This is a genomic window from Pseudomonas sp. 58(2021), from assembly GCF_017491585.1.
GTDB lineage: Bacteria > Pseudomonadota > Gammaproteobacteria > Pseudomonadales > Pseudomonadaceae > Aquipseudomonas > Aquipseudomonas fluorescens_BT.
Window position 1 is genome coordinate 34,346 of record NZ_JAFGYZ010000035.1, and the last position, 18,239, is coordinate 52,584.

6 protein-coding genes are annotated in these 18,239 nt (G+C 63.0%); 2 read left to right on the plus strand and 4 right to left on the minus strand.

Translation table 11 applies throughout. The features are described from left to right. Positions 1-75 precede the first annotated feature (75 nt). Positions 76-13,077: a non-ribosomal peptide synthetase gene (locus tag J5M72_RS27650; protein WP_207868100.1), complete on the minus strand. Its 13,002-nt coding sequence runs from the start codon at positions 13,075-13,077 to the stop codon at positions 76-78. A gap of 379 nt (positions 13,078-13,456) precedes the next feature. Here J5M72_RS27650 and J5M72_RS27655 point away from each other — a divergent pair, with 379 nt between their 5' ends. After that, positions 13,457-14,011 (plus strand): RNA polymerase factor sigma-70, encoded by a 555-nt coding sequence (locus J5M72_RS27655; protein ID WP_169431282.1) that lies wholly within the window; start codon positions 13,457-13,459, stop codon positions 14,009-14,011. 70 nt (positions 14,012-14,081) lie between these two features. Here J5M72_RS27655 and J5M72_RS27660 read toward each other — a convergent pair whose 3' ends face one another. The 3 genes from J5M72_RS27660 to J5M72_RS27670 all read right to left on the minus strand — a co-directional run bounded on the left by J5M72_RS27660 (position 14,082) and on the right by J5M72_RS27670 (position 16,695). Continuing rightward, positions 14,082-15,095, minus strand: coding sequence for a GNAT family N-acetyltransferase (locus J5M72_RS27660; protein WP_207868102.1), 1,014 nt, complete (start codon positions 15,093-15,095; stop codon positions 14,082-14,084). A gap of 87 nt (positions 15,096-15,182) precedes the next feature. Next, positions 15,183-15,980 (minus strand): transporter substrate-binding domain-containing protein, encoded by a 798-nt coding sequence (locus J5M72_RS27665; protein WP_207868104.1) that lies wholly within the window; start codon positions 15,978-15,980, stop codon positions 15,183-15,185. A gap of 91 nt (positions 15,981-16,071) precedes the next feature. Then, complete coding sequence (locus tag J5M72_RS27670) at positions 16,072-16,695, minus strand: TetR/AcrR family transcriptional regulator (RefSeq protein ID WP_207868106.1); 624 nt, start codon at positions 16,693-16,695, stop codon at positions 16,072-16,074. A gap of 187 nt (positions 16,696-16,882) precedes the next feature. Between J5M72_RS27670 and J5M72_RS27675 the strand changes: the two genes are divergently transcribed. Further along, a partial coding sequence (locus J5M72_RS27675; protein WP_207868108.1) for an acyclic terpene utilization AtuA family protein occupies positions 16,883-18,239 on the plus strand: 1,357 nt, incomplete at its 3' end.

Below are 18,239 nucleotides of genomic sequence, written 5' to 3' on the forward strand. Positions count from 1 at the left end.
GGATTACAAAGCCCGATCTGCGACAACGGCCACAACGAAACGCAGGTTTCGATAGCCATTGTCGCAGGCTGTGCTTTACAGCCCTTCCAGCGCCGCCATCAGGTCATTGAGCCGATCCACCTTCTCCTCGGTAATGTCACTGGCCGCCAGCCCTTCGATGTATTCGGCCAGTTCCTCCACCGTGCTGCACTCGAACATCGCTCTCAGCGGCACGTCCTGTTGCAGGGCTTTCTGCACCCGCGAAGCGATCTGCGTGGCGAGCAGCGAATGGCCGCCAAGTTCGAAGAAGTTGTCGCGTACCCCGACCTTCTCGACCTTCAGCACCTCGGCCCAGATATCGGCCAGGGTCTGCTCCAGATCGCTGCGCGGTGCCAGGTAATCCTGGCTCTGCAACTGGCCGATTTCCAGCGCCGGCAGGGCCTTGCGGTCGAGTTTGCCGTTGGCGTTGAGCGGCAACCGGTCGAGCCACAACCAGTGCAGCGGCACCATGTATTCCGGTAGTTCGGCGCGCAGGCGCTGCTTGATCCGCTCCAGCCGTTCGCTCTGATTCAATGCGCAATCTGCGGCGACCAGGTAGCCGACCAGATGCTTGCCGTTGACGCCCTCCTGCACACCCACCGCGCCGTCGCGGACTTCCGGTTGCTCGTGCAGACGCGCCTCGATTTCACCCAGTTCGATCCGGTAACCGCGGATCTTCACCTGATGGTCGACCCGACCGACGTACTCCAGCACGCCGTCACTGCGGCGGCGCGCCAGGTCACCGGTGCGGTACAGCCGCTCACCCGGCGCTCCGAACGGATTCGGCACGAACACCGGCGCAGTGCGCAGCGGATCGCTGACATATCCACGACCGACACCGGTGCCCGCTACGCACAACTCACCCACCGCACCCAACGGCACCAGATCCAGTGCGCCATCGAGCAGGTACAGCATGTTGTTGTCGGTCGGCGTACCGATCGGCAGGTAGCTGCCGCGAGTCGAGGCCATGTCGACGCGGAAGAACGCCACGTCGTCCGAGCACTCCGCCGGGCCATAAGCGTTGACCAGACCAATCTCCGGATAACGCAACAGCCACTGATGCGCCAGCTCCGGCGGCATTGCTTCACCAGTCGGCAACATCCAGCGCAGGCCATCCAGGCTCAAGCGATCCGAAGCGAGCATGCCCTGAATCAGCGACGGCACACTTTCCAGCACGGTGATGCCCTGCTGCTGAACATGCACCAGCAAGCCTTGCGGATCGTGGGCGATGGTGTTCGGCACGATGTCCACTCGCGCCCCGAACAGCGGCGCGGCGAGGAACTGCCAGACCGAAATGTCGAAGCTTTGCGAAGCGGTCTGGGCAATCACATCGGCGTCGCTCAGGTTCAGGTACGGCACCTTGCTCAACTGGTTGTTGAGCATGCCGCGCTGCTCGACCATCACGCCTTTCGGCAATCCGGTGGAGCCCGAGGTGTAAATCACGTAGGCCAGGTTGTCCGGGCCGCTGAAGAGGCCCGGATTCGCCGACGAAACCGCGCCGGCCTGAACCTCTTCCCACACCAGCAGACGGGGGCGGTTGGCGCAGCTGAACTCATCCAGCAAGGTCGTCGCCTGTTCACGGCAAGCCTCGGTGCACACCAGCACTGGCGTGCGACTGAGTTCGATGATGCGTTGCAGACGCTGGCTCGGCAGACCCGGATCCAGCGGCAGATAACCGGCACCGGCCTTGAAGCTGCCGATGATCATGCCCAGCAGATCCAGGTTACGTTCACCCAACAGCGCCACCGGTTGATCCATCTGCACCCCGGCCGCGACCAGTGCATGGCCGAGACGGTTGGCGTTCCGGTTCAGCTCGGCATAGCTCAGTTGCTGATCAAGGCAACTGGCGGCGGTGCGTTGCGGATGTTGCACGACCCGCGCTTCGAACAACTCGACGTAGCTCTGCTCCAGCGGATAGTCGTGCTCGCTCTGGTTGCAGCCGTGGAGCAGGAAGTCCTGTTCCTCATGGCCCAGCAGCGGCAGGTCAGCCATGTCGCCATGGAAGCCGTCGACCAGCGCCAGCAACAGACGCTTGAACTCGCCGAGCATGCGTTCGATGGTCGACTCGTCGAAATAACGCTGGTCGTAGGACAGATGCAGACCCAGGTCGTCGCCCGGATAGCAAACGGCGGTCAGCGGGAAGTTGGTGTGGGTACGGCCCGAGTCCGAGGTCGCGTTGAGGCTCTGCGCACGGTCCAGTACCGAGACTTCTACCGGGGCGTTTTCGAACACGAACAGGCTGTCGAACAGCGGCTGGCCTTTCGGCAGTTCGCTTTGTTCCTGGATGTTCACCAGCGGCAGGTATTCGTACTCGCGCAATTGCATGTTGCTGTCGAGCAGAGCGCTCAGCCACTGACGCACGCTGGCGCGCTGATCGTCAGCCGGGATCTGCACCCGCAGCGCGATGCTGTTGATGAACAGGCCGACGGTGCGTTGCATCTCCGGCATCTCCACCGGACGCCCGGCCACGGTCACGCCGAACAGCACGTCCCGATCACCGCTCATGCGGCGCAGCACCAGCGCCCACGCCGCCTGGGCGAAGGTGTTGATGGTCAGCTGATGAGCCTGAGCCAGTTCGCGCAGACGGGCGCCGTCCTCGACTTTGAGTCGGGTGTAGCGGTCGCCAACGATCATGCCGCCGCTTTCACCGGCGTGTTCACGCAGGAACGGACGGTCGCTCGGGATCGGCGTGGTGCGCTCGAACCCTTGCAGGTTCTGCTGCCACCACTGACGTGCCTCGGCCAGGCTCTGGCGTTGCAGCCAGCCGATGTAATCGCGGTAGCGCGGCGGCACTGCCAGTTGCGCTTGGCGACCTTCGCCCAGCGCGGTGTAGATCTCGAAGAAATCGTTCATCAGCAGCGAGCGGCACCAGGCATCGATCAGGATGTGGTGGTTGCTCATCATGAACCAGTAACGCGCCGCGCCGACCTTGATCAGGCGCAGGTGGAACGGTGCCTGATTGAGCAGATCGAACCCGGCCTCGCGCTCGGCCTTGAGCAGCGCTTGCAGTTTCGGTTCCTGCTCCACGTCAGCGATGGCGCTCCAGTCCAGATACTCGATCGGCGTGCGACCCGGGGTGTGGATCACTTGCAACATGTCTTCGCCGACGTTCCAGCAGAACGATGCACGCAACGCTTCGTGACGGGCGACCACCGCTTGCCACGCCTGGGCGAAACGCTCGGGGTCGAGTTCGCTGTTGATGCGGTAGCGATCCTGCATGTAGTACAGACCGGTGCCCGGTTCTAGCAAGGTGTGCAGCAGCATGCCTTCCTGCATCGGCGTCAGCGGGTACACGTCTTCGATGTGCGCCGCCGGCACCGGCAGTGCGTCAAGTTGAGCCTGGGTCAGTTTCGCCAGCGGGAAGTCCGACGGCGTCAGGCCACCGGCCTCGTCCTGCAGGCAATGTTCGATCAGGCTCTGCAACTCGCCGACGTAGGCATCGGCCAGCTCGTTGATGGTCTGCGCGTCGTAGCGTTCGGCGCTGAACGTCCAGCGCAGCAGCAGTTCCCCGCCGTACACCTGACTGTCGACGCTCAACTCGTTCGGCAATGGTGCATGCGGATCGTGGGCCGCGCCGACCGATTCATCCAGCGGACGGAACAGCGTGTCGCTGCCGAAGCTCTGGTCGAACTGGCCGAGGTAGTTGAAGGTGATCGGCGCGTTCGGCAACGCCGCCATGCTCTGACGACTGGCGTCATCGGCGAGATAACGCAGCACGCCATAGCCCAGCCCTTTGTGCGGCACGGCGCGCAGTTGTTCCTTGATCGCCTTGATCGAAGCGCCCTGCCCTGCGGCTTCTTCGATGTTGTGCGGGGTCAGGCGCAACGGATAAGCGCTGGTGAACCAGCCGACGGTGCGGGTCAGGTCGATCTCGTCGAACAGGGTTTCACGGCCGTGGCCTTCCAGTTGAATTAGCGCTGACGGCTGACCGCTCCAGCGGCACAGCACGCGGGCCAGCGCCGTCAGCAACAGGTCGTTGACCTGCGTGCGGTAGGCGCTCGGTGCCTGTTGCAATAGCTGCTTGGTGCGCTCGGCATCCAGACGCACGCTGACGGTTTGCGCATGGCGATTCTCGCGACCGCCCTCGGGACGTTCGCACGGCAAATCGGCGTTCGGACCGGCCAGTTGCGCTTGCCACCAGCTCAGTTCTTCACGCAGGGATTCGCTGCCGGCGTAAGCCTGCAAACGCGCCGCCCAGTCCTTGAAGGCGCTGGTTTTCGCCGGCAGTTTCACCGACTGATCGGCGTCGAGTTGGCGATACACAGTTTGCAGATCGTCGAGCAGCACGCGCCACGACACACCGTCGACCACCAGGTGATGAATCGCGATGAACAGCCGTTGCTGAGCGTCCAGCCCATCGACCAGCACTGCGCGCAGCAGCGGGCCCTGGGTGAGGTCGAGACTGCGCTGAGCATCGGCGAACAGCTCGGTGCACTTGTCCATCGACGGCACGCGGACTTGCCACAGCACGGCGGCATCGGTCACCGGTAGATGGGTCGCTTGCCATGCACCGTTGATCTCGCTGAAGCGCAGACGCAGGGCGTCATGCTGCTCGATTACCGCCAACAGCGCTTGCTCCAGACGATGAGGTTCCAGCGCAACAGTCGGCTCCAGCAGCAACGCCTGGTTCCAGTGCTGACGCTCGGGAATTTCGGTGTCGAAGAACCAGTGCTGGATCGGCGTCAGACGCGATTCGCCAGTCACCAGACCTTGCTCGGCGGTCACGGTTTCACTGCGGCTGGCGACAGCCGCCAACGTCTGCACGGTCTGGTGCTGGAACAGGTCACGCGGGCTGAAGTGAATGCCTTGCTGACGCGCACGGCTGACCACTTGAATCGACAGAATCGAGTCGCCGCCCAGTTCGAAGAAGTTGTCCTTCAGACCGACCTGCTCGACGTTGAGCACTTCGCACCAGATCTGCGCCAGGGCCTGCTCCAGCTCGTTGCTGGGCGCCACGTAATCCTGGCGATTGAGCTCCGGGTCCGGTGCCGGCAAGGCGCGGCGATCGAGTTTGCCGTTGGCGGTCAGCGGCATGCTCGCCAGCAGAATCAGATGCGTGGGCACCATGTAGTCCGGCAGTTGCGTCTTCAGGTGCGCCTTCAGGGCTTCGCGCAGTTCGGCTTGCTCGGCTTCGCTTCGCGAAGCGACCTCGGTCACGAGATAGCCGACCAGTTGCTTGCCACTCAGTGCCTCCAGCGCCAGCACCACCGCTTCGCGGATCGAGTCGTGATCGAGCAGGCGCGTTTCGATCTCGCCCAGTTCGATCCGGAAACCACGGATTTTCACCTGATGGTCGATACGCCCCAGGTATTCCACCAGACCGTCGGCGCGCTGGCGCACCAGGTCGCCGGTGCGGTACATGCGCCCGCCATCGGCGGCAAACGGGTCGGCGACGAAACGTTCGGCGGTGATGCCCGCACGCTCGTGATACCCCACCGCCAGACCGGCGCCACCGACGAACAATTCACCCGTCGCGCCTTGCGGCACCAGCGCCAGATCGGCGTCGAGAATGTAGGCCACGCGATCACCGATCACACTGCCGATCGGCACGCTGCCGGCGCCCTCTTCCAGCACTTCTGGCACGAGACTGGCGAGCGGCATGACCACGGTTTCGGTCGGGCCGTAGGCGTTGAAGAACAGGCTCGGCTTGAATGCTGCACGAATCCGTTGCAGGTGTTCGCCGGTCAGCGCTTCGCCGCCGGTGATGATCATCCGCACAGGGAGGATGTCGTTTTGCGTGGCGAGGAACTGCGCCAACTGGCTGCCGTAACTCGGGGTGAAGCCGAGAATATTGATCCGGTGTTCGCGGATCAGGCCGCAGATTTCTTCCGCGTCCCACTGACCTTGCGCACGCAGCACCACCTGCGCGCCGCTGAGCAGCGGCACCAGCAGACGCTCGGTGGCGGCGTCGAAGTTGATCGAATAGAAGTGCAGTTCGCAGTCGTCGGGACGCATGCCGAAGCGCTCGATCACCGCCTGGCAGTGCATGGCGATTTCACCGTGGGACACCACCACGCCTTTCGGCTTGCCGGTGGAACCCGAGGTGTAAATCAGGTACGCCTGATGCTGCGGCAGGCTGATGAACGGAAGTTCGGTGGCCGGGTAATCGGCCAGCGCCGCGCTGTCATCCTCCAGGCACCAGCGCGCCACGTTCGACGGCAGTTCGCCGAGGGCCTTGAACATCGCGCGGTCGCTGAGCAGCAGACCGACACTGCTGTCTTCGATCATGTAATGCAAACGGTCGAGCGGGTATTCCGGGTCCAGTGGCACATAGGCGCCACCGGCCTTGAGGATCGCCAGCAGGCCGACGACCATTTCCAGCGAGCGCTCCAGCGCCAGACCGACCCGCACTTGCGGGCCGACACCGCGTTCACGCAGGGCCCAGGCCAGACGATTGGCACGGGCGTCGAGTTCGGCGTAGCTCAGGGTCCGTCCGGCGAAGGTCAGGGCCGGCGCATCTTTACGCGCCAGCGCCTGTTCGGCGAACAGGTGATGGATGCACTGGTCGAGACGATGCTCGCCCGGCTCGACGCCTAGGCTGTCGAGCAACTGTTGTTGCTCAGGTGCATCGAGCAATGGCAATTCGCTGAGGCGCTGCTGCGGGTCGGCGATCAGCGCTTCCAGCAGGTTGCGCCAGTGCCTGGCCATGCGTGCAATCGTCGGTTCGTCGAACAGGTCGGTGCTGTAAGTCAGGCAGCAACCGAGGCGATGGTCGAGGTCGGTGACTTCCAGGTTGAGGTCGAACTTGGTCGCCCGCGCATCGTTGGCCAGGTACTCGACGGTCATGCCGGCGAGCATGCGGCTCTGCTGGAATTCCCAGCGCTGCACGTTGCACATCACCTGGAACAACGGGTTGTACGCCGCGCTGCGCGGTGGCTGCAACACCTCCACCAGATGGTCGAACGGCAGGTCCTGATGGGACTGACCTTCGATCACGGTGTGGCGCACCTGCTCGAACAATTCGCCGACCGACATCTGGCCGTCGAGCTGGCAACGCAGCACTTGAGTGTTGAGGAACGCGCCGATCAGGCCTTCGCTTTCCGGGCGGATCCGGTTGGCCACCGGCGCGCCGATGCGCAGATCGGTCTGGCCGCTGTAGCGGTAAAGCAGGGTCGCGAGGGCGGCGGTCATGGTCATGAACAGGGTCAGGCCGTTCTGCGCGTTGAATGCCCGGACGCGGGCAGCGAGGTCGTCGCTGAGGTCAAAACGGAACAGCTCGCCCCGGTGACTTTGCACCGGCGGACGCGGACGGTCGCCCGGCAGTTCCAGCAGTGGATGTACGCGGCCCAGTTGCGCGGTCCAGTAGTCGAGCTGACGCTGACGCTCGCCGGACTCCAGCCAGTTGCGCTGCCACACGCTGTAGTCGAGGTACTGCACCGTCAGCGGTTCCAGCGGCGATTCGCGGTCATCGACGAACGCTTCATACAGCGCACTGAGTTCCCGGGCGAAGATGTCCATCGCCCAGCCTTCGGTGACGATGTGGTGCAGGGTCAGGACGAAGTAATGCTCGTGCTCGGCGGTCTTGACCAGGCAGGCGCGCAGCAGCGGGCCGGTCTCCAGATCGAACGGCAGGTGCGCTTCGTCGTCGGCCAGTTGCTGGGCTTTCTGTTCGCGCACATCGGCGGCGAGTGTCGAGAAATCCTTCCAGTCCATGCGCACACCGGTCTCGGCATGCACCTGTTGACGGGCCACGCCGTCGATGCTCGGGAACGTGGTGCGCAGGGTTTCGTGGCGCAGGATCAGCGCTTGCAGCGCCGCTTCGAAACGCTCGACATGCAAGACGCCACGCAGCCGCGCCATGCCGCCGACGTTGTACGCCGGGCTGTCCGGCTCCATCTGCCAGAGGAACCACATGCGCTGTTGGGAATAGGAGAGCGGCACCGGTTTGCTGCGATCAACCTTGGCGATCGGCGGCTGTTTGTTGGTACGGCCGCTGGCCTGGATCTGGCGGATCTGCTCGGCGAAATCACCGAGTTCGCTGTGCTCGAACAAGGCACGCAGCGGCAGCTCAACGTCGCAGGCCTGGCGGGTGCGGGAGATGATTTGCGTGGCCAGCAGCGAGTGACCGCCGAGGGCGAAGAAGTCGTCGCGCAGGCCGATCTGTTTCAGGCCGAGCACTTCGCGCCAGATTGCGGCGATCTGCTGTTCCAGCTCGGTGACCGGCTCGACGTGTTCGCGCACCTGCCATTGCGGCTCGGGCAAGGCGCGGCGGTCGAGTTTGCCGCTCGGGCTCAGGGGCATTGCGTCCAGGCGCATCAGTTGCGCCGGGACCATGTATTCCGGCAGTTCGGCGGCCAGTGCGGTTATCAGGCGAGCGATTTGTACGTCCTGATCTTCATTGGCGTCCGCGGCTGTGAAGTAGCCGATCAGTTGCGGGCCGGCGACGGTTTCACGCACCAGTACGGCGGCCTGAGCCACACCGTCCTGAGCGAGCAGACAGGCTTCGATCTCTTGCGGCTCGACGCGGAAGCCACGCAGTTTGACCTGCTGATCGAGACGGCCGAGGTATTCGATCACGCCATCATTCGTCCAGCGTGCGCGGTCACCGGTGCGGTATAGGCGTGCGCCCTGCTCGCCCAGCGGATCGACCACGAAACGCTCGGCGGTCAGCGCCGGGCGACCGAGGTAACCACGGGCCAGACCGATGCCGCTGATGCACAGTTCACCCGGCACACCGGACGGCACTGGATTGAGATCGCTGTCGAGCACGCGGCAGACCACGTTGCCCAGCGGACGGCCAATCGGCGAACGCTCGCCATCGGCCACACTGCAATGCCAATGGGTGACGTTGATCGCGGTTTCGGTCGGGCCATAACGGTTGTGCAGTTGCACCGCCGGCAGTTGCGCCAGCACGCGGTTGCGCAATTCCGCCAGCAGCGCTTCACCGCCGGAGAATACGCGACGCAGGCTGGTGCATTCGGCGCTCAACGGTTCATCGATAAACAGCGAAAGCAGCGGCGGCACGAAGTGCAGCGTGGTCACGCCGTACTGTTGAACCAGCTGCGCGATGCGATGCGGATCGCGATGCTCACCGGGGCCGGCGATCAGCAGGCGCGCGCCGGTGATCAGCGGCCAGAAGCATTCCCACACCGACACATCAAAACTGATCGGCGCCTTTTGCATCAGCACGTCGGTATGGTCAAGACGATACGTGTTCTGCATCCATTGCAGCCGTTCGGCCAGCGCCGCGTGAGTGTTGCCCACGCCTTTCGGCTGGCCGGTGGAACCGGAGGTGTAAATCACGTAGGCGAGGTTGTCGCCGTGCAGGTGCAGGCCCGGCGCCTGGCTCGGCCAGTTTTCCAGGTGCAGGGTGTCCATGGCGATCACGCTGACGCCTTCGCTGGCCGGCAAGCGGTCGAGCAATGCAGTCTGGGTCAGCAGCAGTTCGACACCGCTGTCGCTGAGCATGTAGGCCAGGCGCTCGGCCGGGTAATCCGGATCCAGCGGCACGTAGGCACCGCCAGCCTTGATGATCGCCAGCAGGCCGATCAGCAGTTGCGGCGAACGCTCGGCGGCTATCGCCACGCAGACGTCCGGGCCGACACCTTTGTCGCGCAGGTAATGGGCGAGACGGTTGGCCTGGGCGTGCAGTTCGGCGAAGTCCAGGCTGCCGCCGTCCCACACCAGCGCGGTGCGATCAGGCGTCTGACGCGCTTGATCATTCAGCAGCTCCGGCAGCCATTGTTGCGCCGGGGCGCACGGGGCGACGCTCCACGCGTCTTGCTGAGAATATTCGCCGCCGGTCAGCAGCGGCAGGTCACCGATGGCCTGCTCCGGACGTTCGCAGACAGCGCGCAACAGGTTGCTGAAATGTTCGGCAAGGCGCTCGATGGTCGTCGCGTCGAACAGCTCATCGGCATAGTCGAACGACAGGCTCAGGCGACCATTACGGTCTTCTTCACTGTGCAATTGCAGATCGAACTTGGCCTCGCGGCTGTGCCACGGCAGTTCTTCGGCGAGCAGGCCCGGCAGACGTTTGAGCGCACTCAGGTCGCGTTGCTGGTGGTTGAACATGACCTGGAACAGACCTTGTTCGCGCGCCTGCGGGAAGGCTTCGAGCAGTTGTTCGAATGGCAGGTCCTGATTCGCCTGAGCATCAAGCGCAGCCTGACGGGTTTGCGCCAGCAGTTCGGTGAACGGCAGTCGCGAATCGACGTCGGCGCGCAGCACCTGGGTGTTGATGAAGAAGCCGATCAGGCCCTGGGTTTCCAGACGCGGACGGTTGGCGTTGGGTACGCCGATGCGGATGTCGCGTTGGCCGCTGTAGCGATGCAAAAGGCTCTGGAACGCCGAGAGCAACAACATGAACGGCGTGGATTGATGGGCCTGGGCAGTCTGGCGGATTGATTCGCTGAGGCTGGTCCCCAGTCGAACGCTGTGGCGTGCAGCACTGTGAATCTGTTTGGCGGAACGCGGATGGTCAGTCGCCAGTTCCAGCGTTGGATGCTCATCACCCAATTGCGCTTTCCAGTACGCCAGTTGCCGCTCGCCCTCGCCTTGCGCCAGCCACTGGCGCTGCCAGCTGCCGTAATCGGCGTATTGGGTCGGCAGCGGCGCCAGCTCTACACGCTGGCCTTGGGAAGCGGCGGCGTACAGACGCGAGAACTCGTCGATCAGCACATTCAGCGACCAGCCGTCGGCGATGATGTGGTGCATCGTCACCAGCAGTTGGTGATCTTCGTCGTCGAGGCGAACCAGCGTCACCCGCAGCAGCGGGCCTTCCTCCAGGTCGAACCGGGTACGGGCTTCGTCTTCGCGGATCTGTTGTGCGCGGGCTTCACGCTCGCTGGCCGGCAGGTCGCTGATGTCGATCAGTTGCAGGTTGAACTCGCCCGCCGCTTCGACCTGTTGCAGGGCCACGCCGTTGCGTTCGAAGAAACGCGTACGCAGGGATTCGTGGCGCTCGATCAGTTGTTGGAAACTGGCGCGCAGGGCATCCTCGTCCAGTTCGCCACGCAGGCGCAGGGCGCCGGGAATGTTGTAGGCGCTGCTGTGCGGGTCGAGCTGCCAGGTGATCCACAGACGGTTTTGCGCCAGGGATTGCGGCAGTGCTTCGTTGCGCGACAACGCAGTGATTTCCCCTTGGGCGCTGCTGCCGTCCTGTTGCTGCTGCGCCACGGCAGCGGCGAAAGCGGACAGGGTTGGCGCTTCGAACAACATGCGCAGGTTCAGCTCCAGGCTCAGCTCTTCGCGAACCTTGGCGATCACTTGGGTGGCGGCGATTGAGTTACCGCCGAGCAGGAAGAAGTGATCGTCGGCGTTGACTTGCTGGACGTTCAGTTGCTCAGCCCAGATTTTGCCGATCAGCGTTTCCAGTTCGGAGGCGGACGCGGTCGACTCATGAGCGGTTTCAGCAGTGCCTGATGGGAATACGGCGTAGCTGTCGAGGCTGCCGTCGGCCAGACGATTGCGGCAGGCCGAACGTTGCAGCTTGCCGCTGGAGGTCTTCGGCAATGCGCCTGGATTGAGCAGCACCACCACGCTCGGTGCTTCCTGATACGCCTCGGCCACGGCCTGGCGAATGGCTTTGATCAGCGCTTCGGGCGGGAGGATTTTCTGCACGCTGCGGCTGATTTCCGCTGCGATGCCGATGCCTTCCTCGCCATTCTGATTGACCGCGAACGCCGCAACGCGGCCCTTGCGCACCACCTCCACTTCGTTCTCGACCGTCTTCTCGATGTCCTGCGGATAGAGGTTGTGACCGCGCACGATCAGCATGTCTTTCAGGCGACCGGTGATGAACAGTTCGCCGCCGCGAATGAAGCCCAGGTCACCGGTGCGCAGCCAGGTCTGGCCGGCGTGCTGGACAAAGGTCCTGGCGCTGGCCTCGGGGTTGCGCCAGTAGCCGAGGGCGATGCTCGGGCCGGCGGCCCAGACTTCACCCACAGCGTTGTCGGCCAGCGCTTCAAGCGTGCTCGGCTCAACGACCAGCACCGCATGATCGGGCTGGCTGATGCCGCAGCTCATGATCGGACTGCCCTCGCCCGCTTCGGCGCGGTTCTGCGCGAGAGCCTGATCGTCGACGCGCAATGCAGGAATCCCTGTGCCGCGCGGTGTGCCGGCGACGAACAGGGTCGCTTCCGCCAGACCGTAGGACGCCATGAAGCTGTCTTCGCTGAAACCGCACGCGGTGAATTTCTCGGCGAAGCGTTCGAGGGTGTCGAGACGGATGGGTTCGGAACCCGAATAGGCCACGCGCCAGCGACTCAGGTCGAGGCGTTCCAGCGCCGATTCGCTGACCCGTTCGTTGCACAGTCGATAGGCAAAGTCAGGTCCGCCGCTGATGGTGCCGCCGTATTGGCTGATCGCTTCGAGCCAGCGCAACGGCCGGCCGAGGAAGTATGCCGGCGACATCAGGATGCACGGTACGCCGCTGAAGATCGGTTGCAGCAGACCGCCGATCAGGCCCATGTCGTGGTACAGCGGCAGCCAGCTGACGATCACGTCGTCCGGGTTCACGTCGATGCCGAAACCGTGGCGAATCAGCAGTTCATTGGCCACCAGGTTGCCGTGGCTGACCTGCACGCCTTTGGGCAGCGCGGTGGAGCCGGAGGTGTATTGCAGGAAAGCGATGTGGTCTTGCGGCAAGGTCGGCTCGACCCAACGCTCGGCCAGCGCGTTGTCGAGGGTGTCGACGCACAACAGCGGCGGCGCGCCTTCGATTTGCTGCAAGGCGTCGCGCAGGCCGGCGCTGGTCAGCAGCAGACGCGGTTCGGCGTCGGCGATGATCGACAGCAGGCGTTCCTGATGGTGACGCTTGGCCGACTCCGGCGGATAGGCCGGCACCGCGATCACACCCGCGTACAGGCAACCGAAGAACGCCGCGACGTAATCCGGGCCGCTGGGAAACAGCAGCACCGCGCGATCACCGAATCCGGCCTCGGCCTGCAACGCCGCGGCGATGGTGCGGGCGCGCTGATCGAGTTCGCGATAACTGAGCACCACAGCCTGCTCCTCGGTTTCGGCGAGAAAGCGCAAGGCCAGCCGATCCGGCGTCAGGGCCGCGCGGCGCTGAAGGGCTTGGACCAGGGTGCTGGGGAGTTCGAACGCGTCGGTCATGAGGTTTCCTGCCTGAATTCGGCTTGCTGGTGGAATCGGGTTGGCTGCGGCATGCCTGAGCAAGGCATGCGGGACACGGTCTTCGCCGACCGTGCAAGGCATTGGAATGCGGTAGGTCCGGGGCTGCGTACCCGGATCCATTCACCAATGAGAACGGATGACGTCTTGAAATAATTAGTCGGCAGGCTGGATCGCCAATGGGGCTGGGCGCTTGGACGAGTGCGGCGGCGTGTCGCAGTTCTCAGTTCGCACCGTTATGGATCATTAGCCCTCTTTCTCAATTGACAATCATTATCATTCAACATAATTTGTCGCTCGATGTGTAGGACGGCCCGTCCCCCAGACGTCCCACTAACCTATTGGCAGCAAGGTGATTTCCATGACGGAACAAGTATCCACAAGCAGGTGCGATTCACCGCTACTTCAGGCATTCGTCGACAATCGACTGATTCTGGTCAAGATTGCAGCTCGCATTACCGGCTGCCGGTCACGCGCCGAAGATGTGGTGCAGGATGCGTTCTTCCGACTGCAATCGGCGCCGCCGATCACGTCGTCGATCAAGGCCCAGCTGAGTTATCTGTTCCAGATCGTGCGCAATCTGGCCATCGATCACTACCGCAAACAGGCGCTGGAGCAGAAGTACGCCGGCCCCGAGGAGGAAGGGTTGAACGTGGTCATTCAGGGCGCTTCGCCGGAAACCTCGCACATCAACTTCTCGACCCTGGAACACATTGCCGATGCATTGACCGAGCTGCCGGTCCGCACGCGCTACGCCTTCGAGATGTACCGTCTGCACGGCGTACCGCAAAAGGACATCGCCAAGGAACTCGGCGTTTCGCCGACCCTGGTCAATTTCATGATTCGCGATGCGCTGGTGCATTGCCGCAAGGTGTCGGGCAGCCGTGCAGATGTCATGACCGCAAACCGTCGCTGACAGCAGGCCACCCAAAAAAAGATCGCAGCCTTCGTTGAAGGGCTGCGATCTTTTTTGTTTCAGCGAAACGTCACGCCAGTTTGCAGCGATCAAAAAACCGCTCGCGCCCCAGGATCATCAACGCCGCACGCTTGTGCGGGAAGTCGAACTCCTTTTCGCAGTGGAAGCACTGGTTGTGCATGTGGCCGATCATCTTCGCGTTGTCGGCACGCGGCTCGGCGACGACGCGCTGAGTACGCGGATCATCCAGAAACAGGTAGTGCACCAATGCCGACAACCAGCTCGCCACCTTGTGCGGGCCGCGATGGTCTTCTTCCCCGACCAGCATGTGAATGCCACGGTCGTAATTGTCGGCATCGTAGAACGGCGCGATGCGATCTTCCTTGGCCCAGTAGGCTTCGAAGTAAGCGAACGGCTGGTCGTTGAAACAGCCGATCAGAGTCAGCGTATGCGGATCGGCGTCGAGCTTGCTCAGGTACTCGCGATGCTGTTCCAGGCTGCCCTCTTCCTGCCAGAAACTGGCGACTCGCGGACTGTTCTGCCAGCGGTTGAAACGCGCCAGATCCTGCTCGATCTCCACGGTCCGCAGGGAAATCCACGCACCGAGACGCGCATCGAAACGCCGATAGACTTCACCTCGCGGCTTCACCGGACGCAGCGGATGACGCTTGCCGTTGCTGATGACCATTTGCTGCGGGTAGCTGCCGGTCAGCGAAGTACCCAGCCACGGTTGCGGCAGTTGCCAGAAGAGTGTGCGTTCACAGCGGTATTCGCCCGCCACGTCCGTGCTCACCAGCAAACCGCTGAGCAAGGCTTCGGTCGGCGCCTGATCCAGTTGCCAGATCAATTGCTGACGCGCCGGATCCCGGGCAAACAGCCAATAACAGGCTGCCCACAGCGCCTGGCCCGGTGGCAATGCATAACGTTCATCGATCTGGATCGGCCCCTGACCTTCACGATCAAGGCGCAGGCGAATCAGCGGTTGCCCGTCCAGGCTCAGGCTCAGACGGCTTTCAGTGGCATCGGCTATCAGTTGACTGCCCGAAGGCAAGGCCAGGGCAATCAGGTCATTCAGATTGGACATGGGTCGGGCTCACGATAATCGTCGACAGTTCAACGATGGGACGTGAGCCGGGGCGGGAAATTTAGGCCGGACGGTAAAAACCGCAACTCATGGGCGAGGCACCGGCACCACGGCGATCTTGTACGGATCGAAGATCTTCAGCATCTGCCCGCTGTCACGCAGGCCTTGCAGCAGCTTGCCGAACGCTTCGCCGGTAATCGGTGCCTCTGGCCTGAGAATCGCGTAGTGGTGGTAGATCTGGTCGATGCGCTGGGACACCAGCAACTCGTCGCGTACCTTTGCGTTGCGCAGCAGGTAATCGAACAGATACGAGCGAGTGACCAGGGCGATGTCCGCCCGACCGCGCAGCACCATCAACAGGTTGCTGTCGTGGGAATAGGTCAGCGTGGCGTTGTAGGTTTCCGCGAGGTATTTGGGGTCGGCATTGAAGTTGGCGAACTCGTAGTGATAGCCGCTGTACAACGCCAGGCGCTTGCCCTTGAGATCGGCGAAGTAATTCTGCTGGCGACCGGGTTCGTTTTCCGCGACGAAAATCTCCGCGTCTTCCAGCCCCATGTCGACCGTGGTGTGGGGAATGTCTTTCCAGCCCCAGTCCGGATTCTCGAAGATCGCCATGTCCGTGCGGCCCTCCTTGAAATCGCCGAACCGTCGTGGAATCGAGGTGGGGACAAGCTCAAAACGGTAGTCGCTCTGAGCACTGTTCAATGCAGCGACCAATTCCGGCAGCAGCCCCGTGTCGGCGCCGTTTTCCGGGCGAATGGTGTAAGGCGGGAAATGCGCAGCCCCCACCCGAACCACTTGCACCGCCTGAGCAGGCAAAACCCAGGATGCAGCCAGCGCTGCGAACATCAGCCCGGCGGCCGTCCGATTTGACGAAGACTTCAAAACACCCCACTCCCCGAAAAAGTACCGTTCCATGCATTCAAGCTAGGCGGTTTCGCCCAGTTAGCCAGTTTCCCGGGCCGATAGAAAGTGATCAGCCTTCTTCAAGCACCAGAATCAGCGCTTCTTCGGCCAGTTGATCGAGGCTCAGACTGCCGCCGGCGCGGAACCAGGTGGTGGTCCAGGACAGCGCGCCCGTGAGAAAACGTCGGGTAATGAACACGTCACCTCGAATGAACCCTGCCTCCTTGGCCTCGCCCAGCACTTGCAGCCAGAGTTCTTCGTAGATGTCCCGCAGCGCCAGCACTTTGGCCTGACCGTCTTCGGACAGCGAGCGCCATTCATACACCAGCACCGCCATCGCTTCGCCGCTGCCGCCCATGATCGACTGCAATTCGCAGCGGATCAGCGCCAGCACCCGCTCGCGGACATTGGCCGCATCGGCCAGGGCCGCCCGCATCAGCGCCGTGTTGTAGCGGATGGTTTCTTCCATCACTGCGCGCAGGATTTCATCCTTGCTTTTGAAGTGATGAAAGATGCTGCCTGACTGAATACCCACGGCGCCCGCCAGGTCGCGCACCGTGGTGCGTTCGTAGCCCTTGTTGCGAAACAGGTGGGCCGCCACTTGCAGCAGTTTGCCGCGAGCGCTGTCCGGGTCGGTCAACTGGCCTTCGTCGACCAGTTCGCGCATGACCTTCAGGGCTTTTTGCTCGTCCACCCGTTCTCTCCTACAGTCGTTCAGTCGTCTGCCGCCCTGAAACCGCAGGGTTGCGCGGGCAATTTAAGCCGCCGGCCGCGACCAAGCAAGCGCTTGGGCAGAAGATAATTTCGCCTGTTTACAAACCAAGCGCTTGCTTGGTAGCCTCGATGCACTTCTGTCACAGGTTGCTGAGTCGGAGATGAAAATGCCCACCACGGTTCGCATCGGATGCGCCAGCGCATTCTGGGGAGACACCTCGACCGCCGCCGCGCAGCTTGTAGCCGGTGGAAAGCTGGATTATTTGGTGTTCGACTACCTGGCCGAGATCACGATGTCGATCATGGCCGGCGCGCGAATGAAGGACCCGCAGGCTGGGTTCGCCGGGGACTTCATCGAAGTCCTGGCGCCCCTGCTGCCGCAACTGGCCGAACAGAAGATACGCGTCATCAGCAATGCCGGCGGGGTCAATCCCCAGGCCTGTGCCGCCGCCCTGCAAGCGGCCTGCGACAAGGCTGGCGTGGCACTGAAAATCGCCGTGCTGTCGGGCGATGACCTGCAACCTCACTTCAAACACCTCGCCTCCCAAGGCATCACGGAAATGTTCAGCGGCGCCCCGCTGCCGCCGATGTGCGTGTCGATCAACGCCTACCTCGGCGCGCCGGGCATTGTCGAAGCGCTGCGCCTGGGCGCCGATATTGTGATTACAGGCCGGGTGGTCGACAGTGCAGTGGTCAGCGCCGCACTGGCGCATGAATTCGGCTGGTCGTGGCACGACTACGACAAACTCGCGCAAGCCGCCCTGGCCGGGCACATCATCGAATGCGGCGCGCAGTGCACCGGCGGCAACTTCACCGATTGGCGCGACGTGCCGGATTACGAACACATCGGCTTTCCGATCGTCGAAGTCAGCGCCGACGGCCAGTTCATTGTCAGCAAACCCGAAGGCTCCGGCGGATTGGTCACGCCGCTGACCGTCGGCGAACAGATGCTTTACGAAATCGGCGATCCCCAGGCCTATCTGTTGCCCGATGTGGTCTGCGATTTCAGTCAGGTCAAACTTCAGCAACAAGGCAAAAACGCGGTTCGGGTCCACGGCGCCAAAGGCCTGCCACCCAGCGACAAATACAAGGTCAGTGCGACATACCCGGACGGTTTCCGCTGTACCGCCAGTTGCCTGATCGCCGGCATCGATGCGGTGGAAAAGGCTCGGCGCGTCAGTCAGGCGATCATCGACAAGACTTCGGAAATGCTCGAGCAACGCGGCTGGGGCCCTTACACCGAAACCCATATCGAGCTGCTTGGCAGCGAAGCCACCTACGGCCCTCACGGCCAGCGCCGGGACAGCCGCGAAGTGGTGATCAAACTCGCCGTGCGCCACCCGAACAAACAGGCGCTGATCCTGTTCTCCCGCGAGATCGCCCAGGCCGCCACCGGCATGGCGCCGGGCCTGACCGGCATCGTCGGCGGGCGGCCGACGGTGTATCCGCTGATCCGGCTGTTCTCGTTCCTGATCGACAAAAGCGCCTGCACATTGCAGATCGACATCGACGGCCATTCTCATC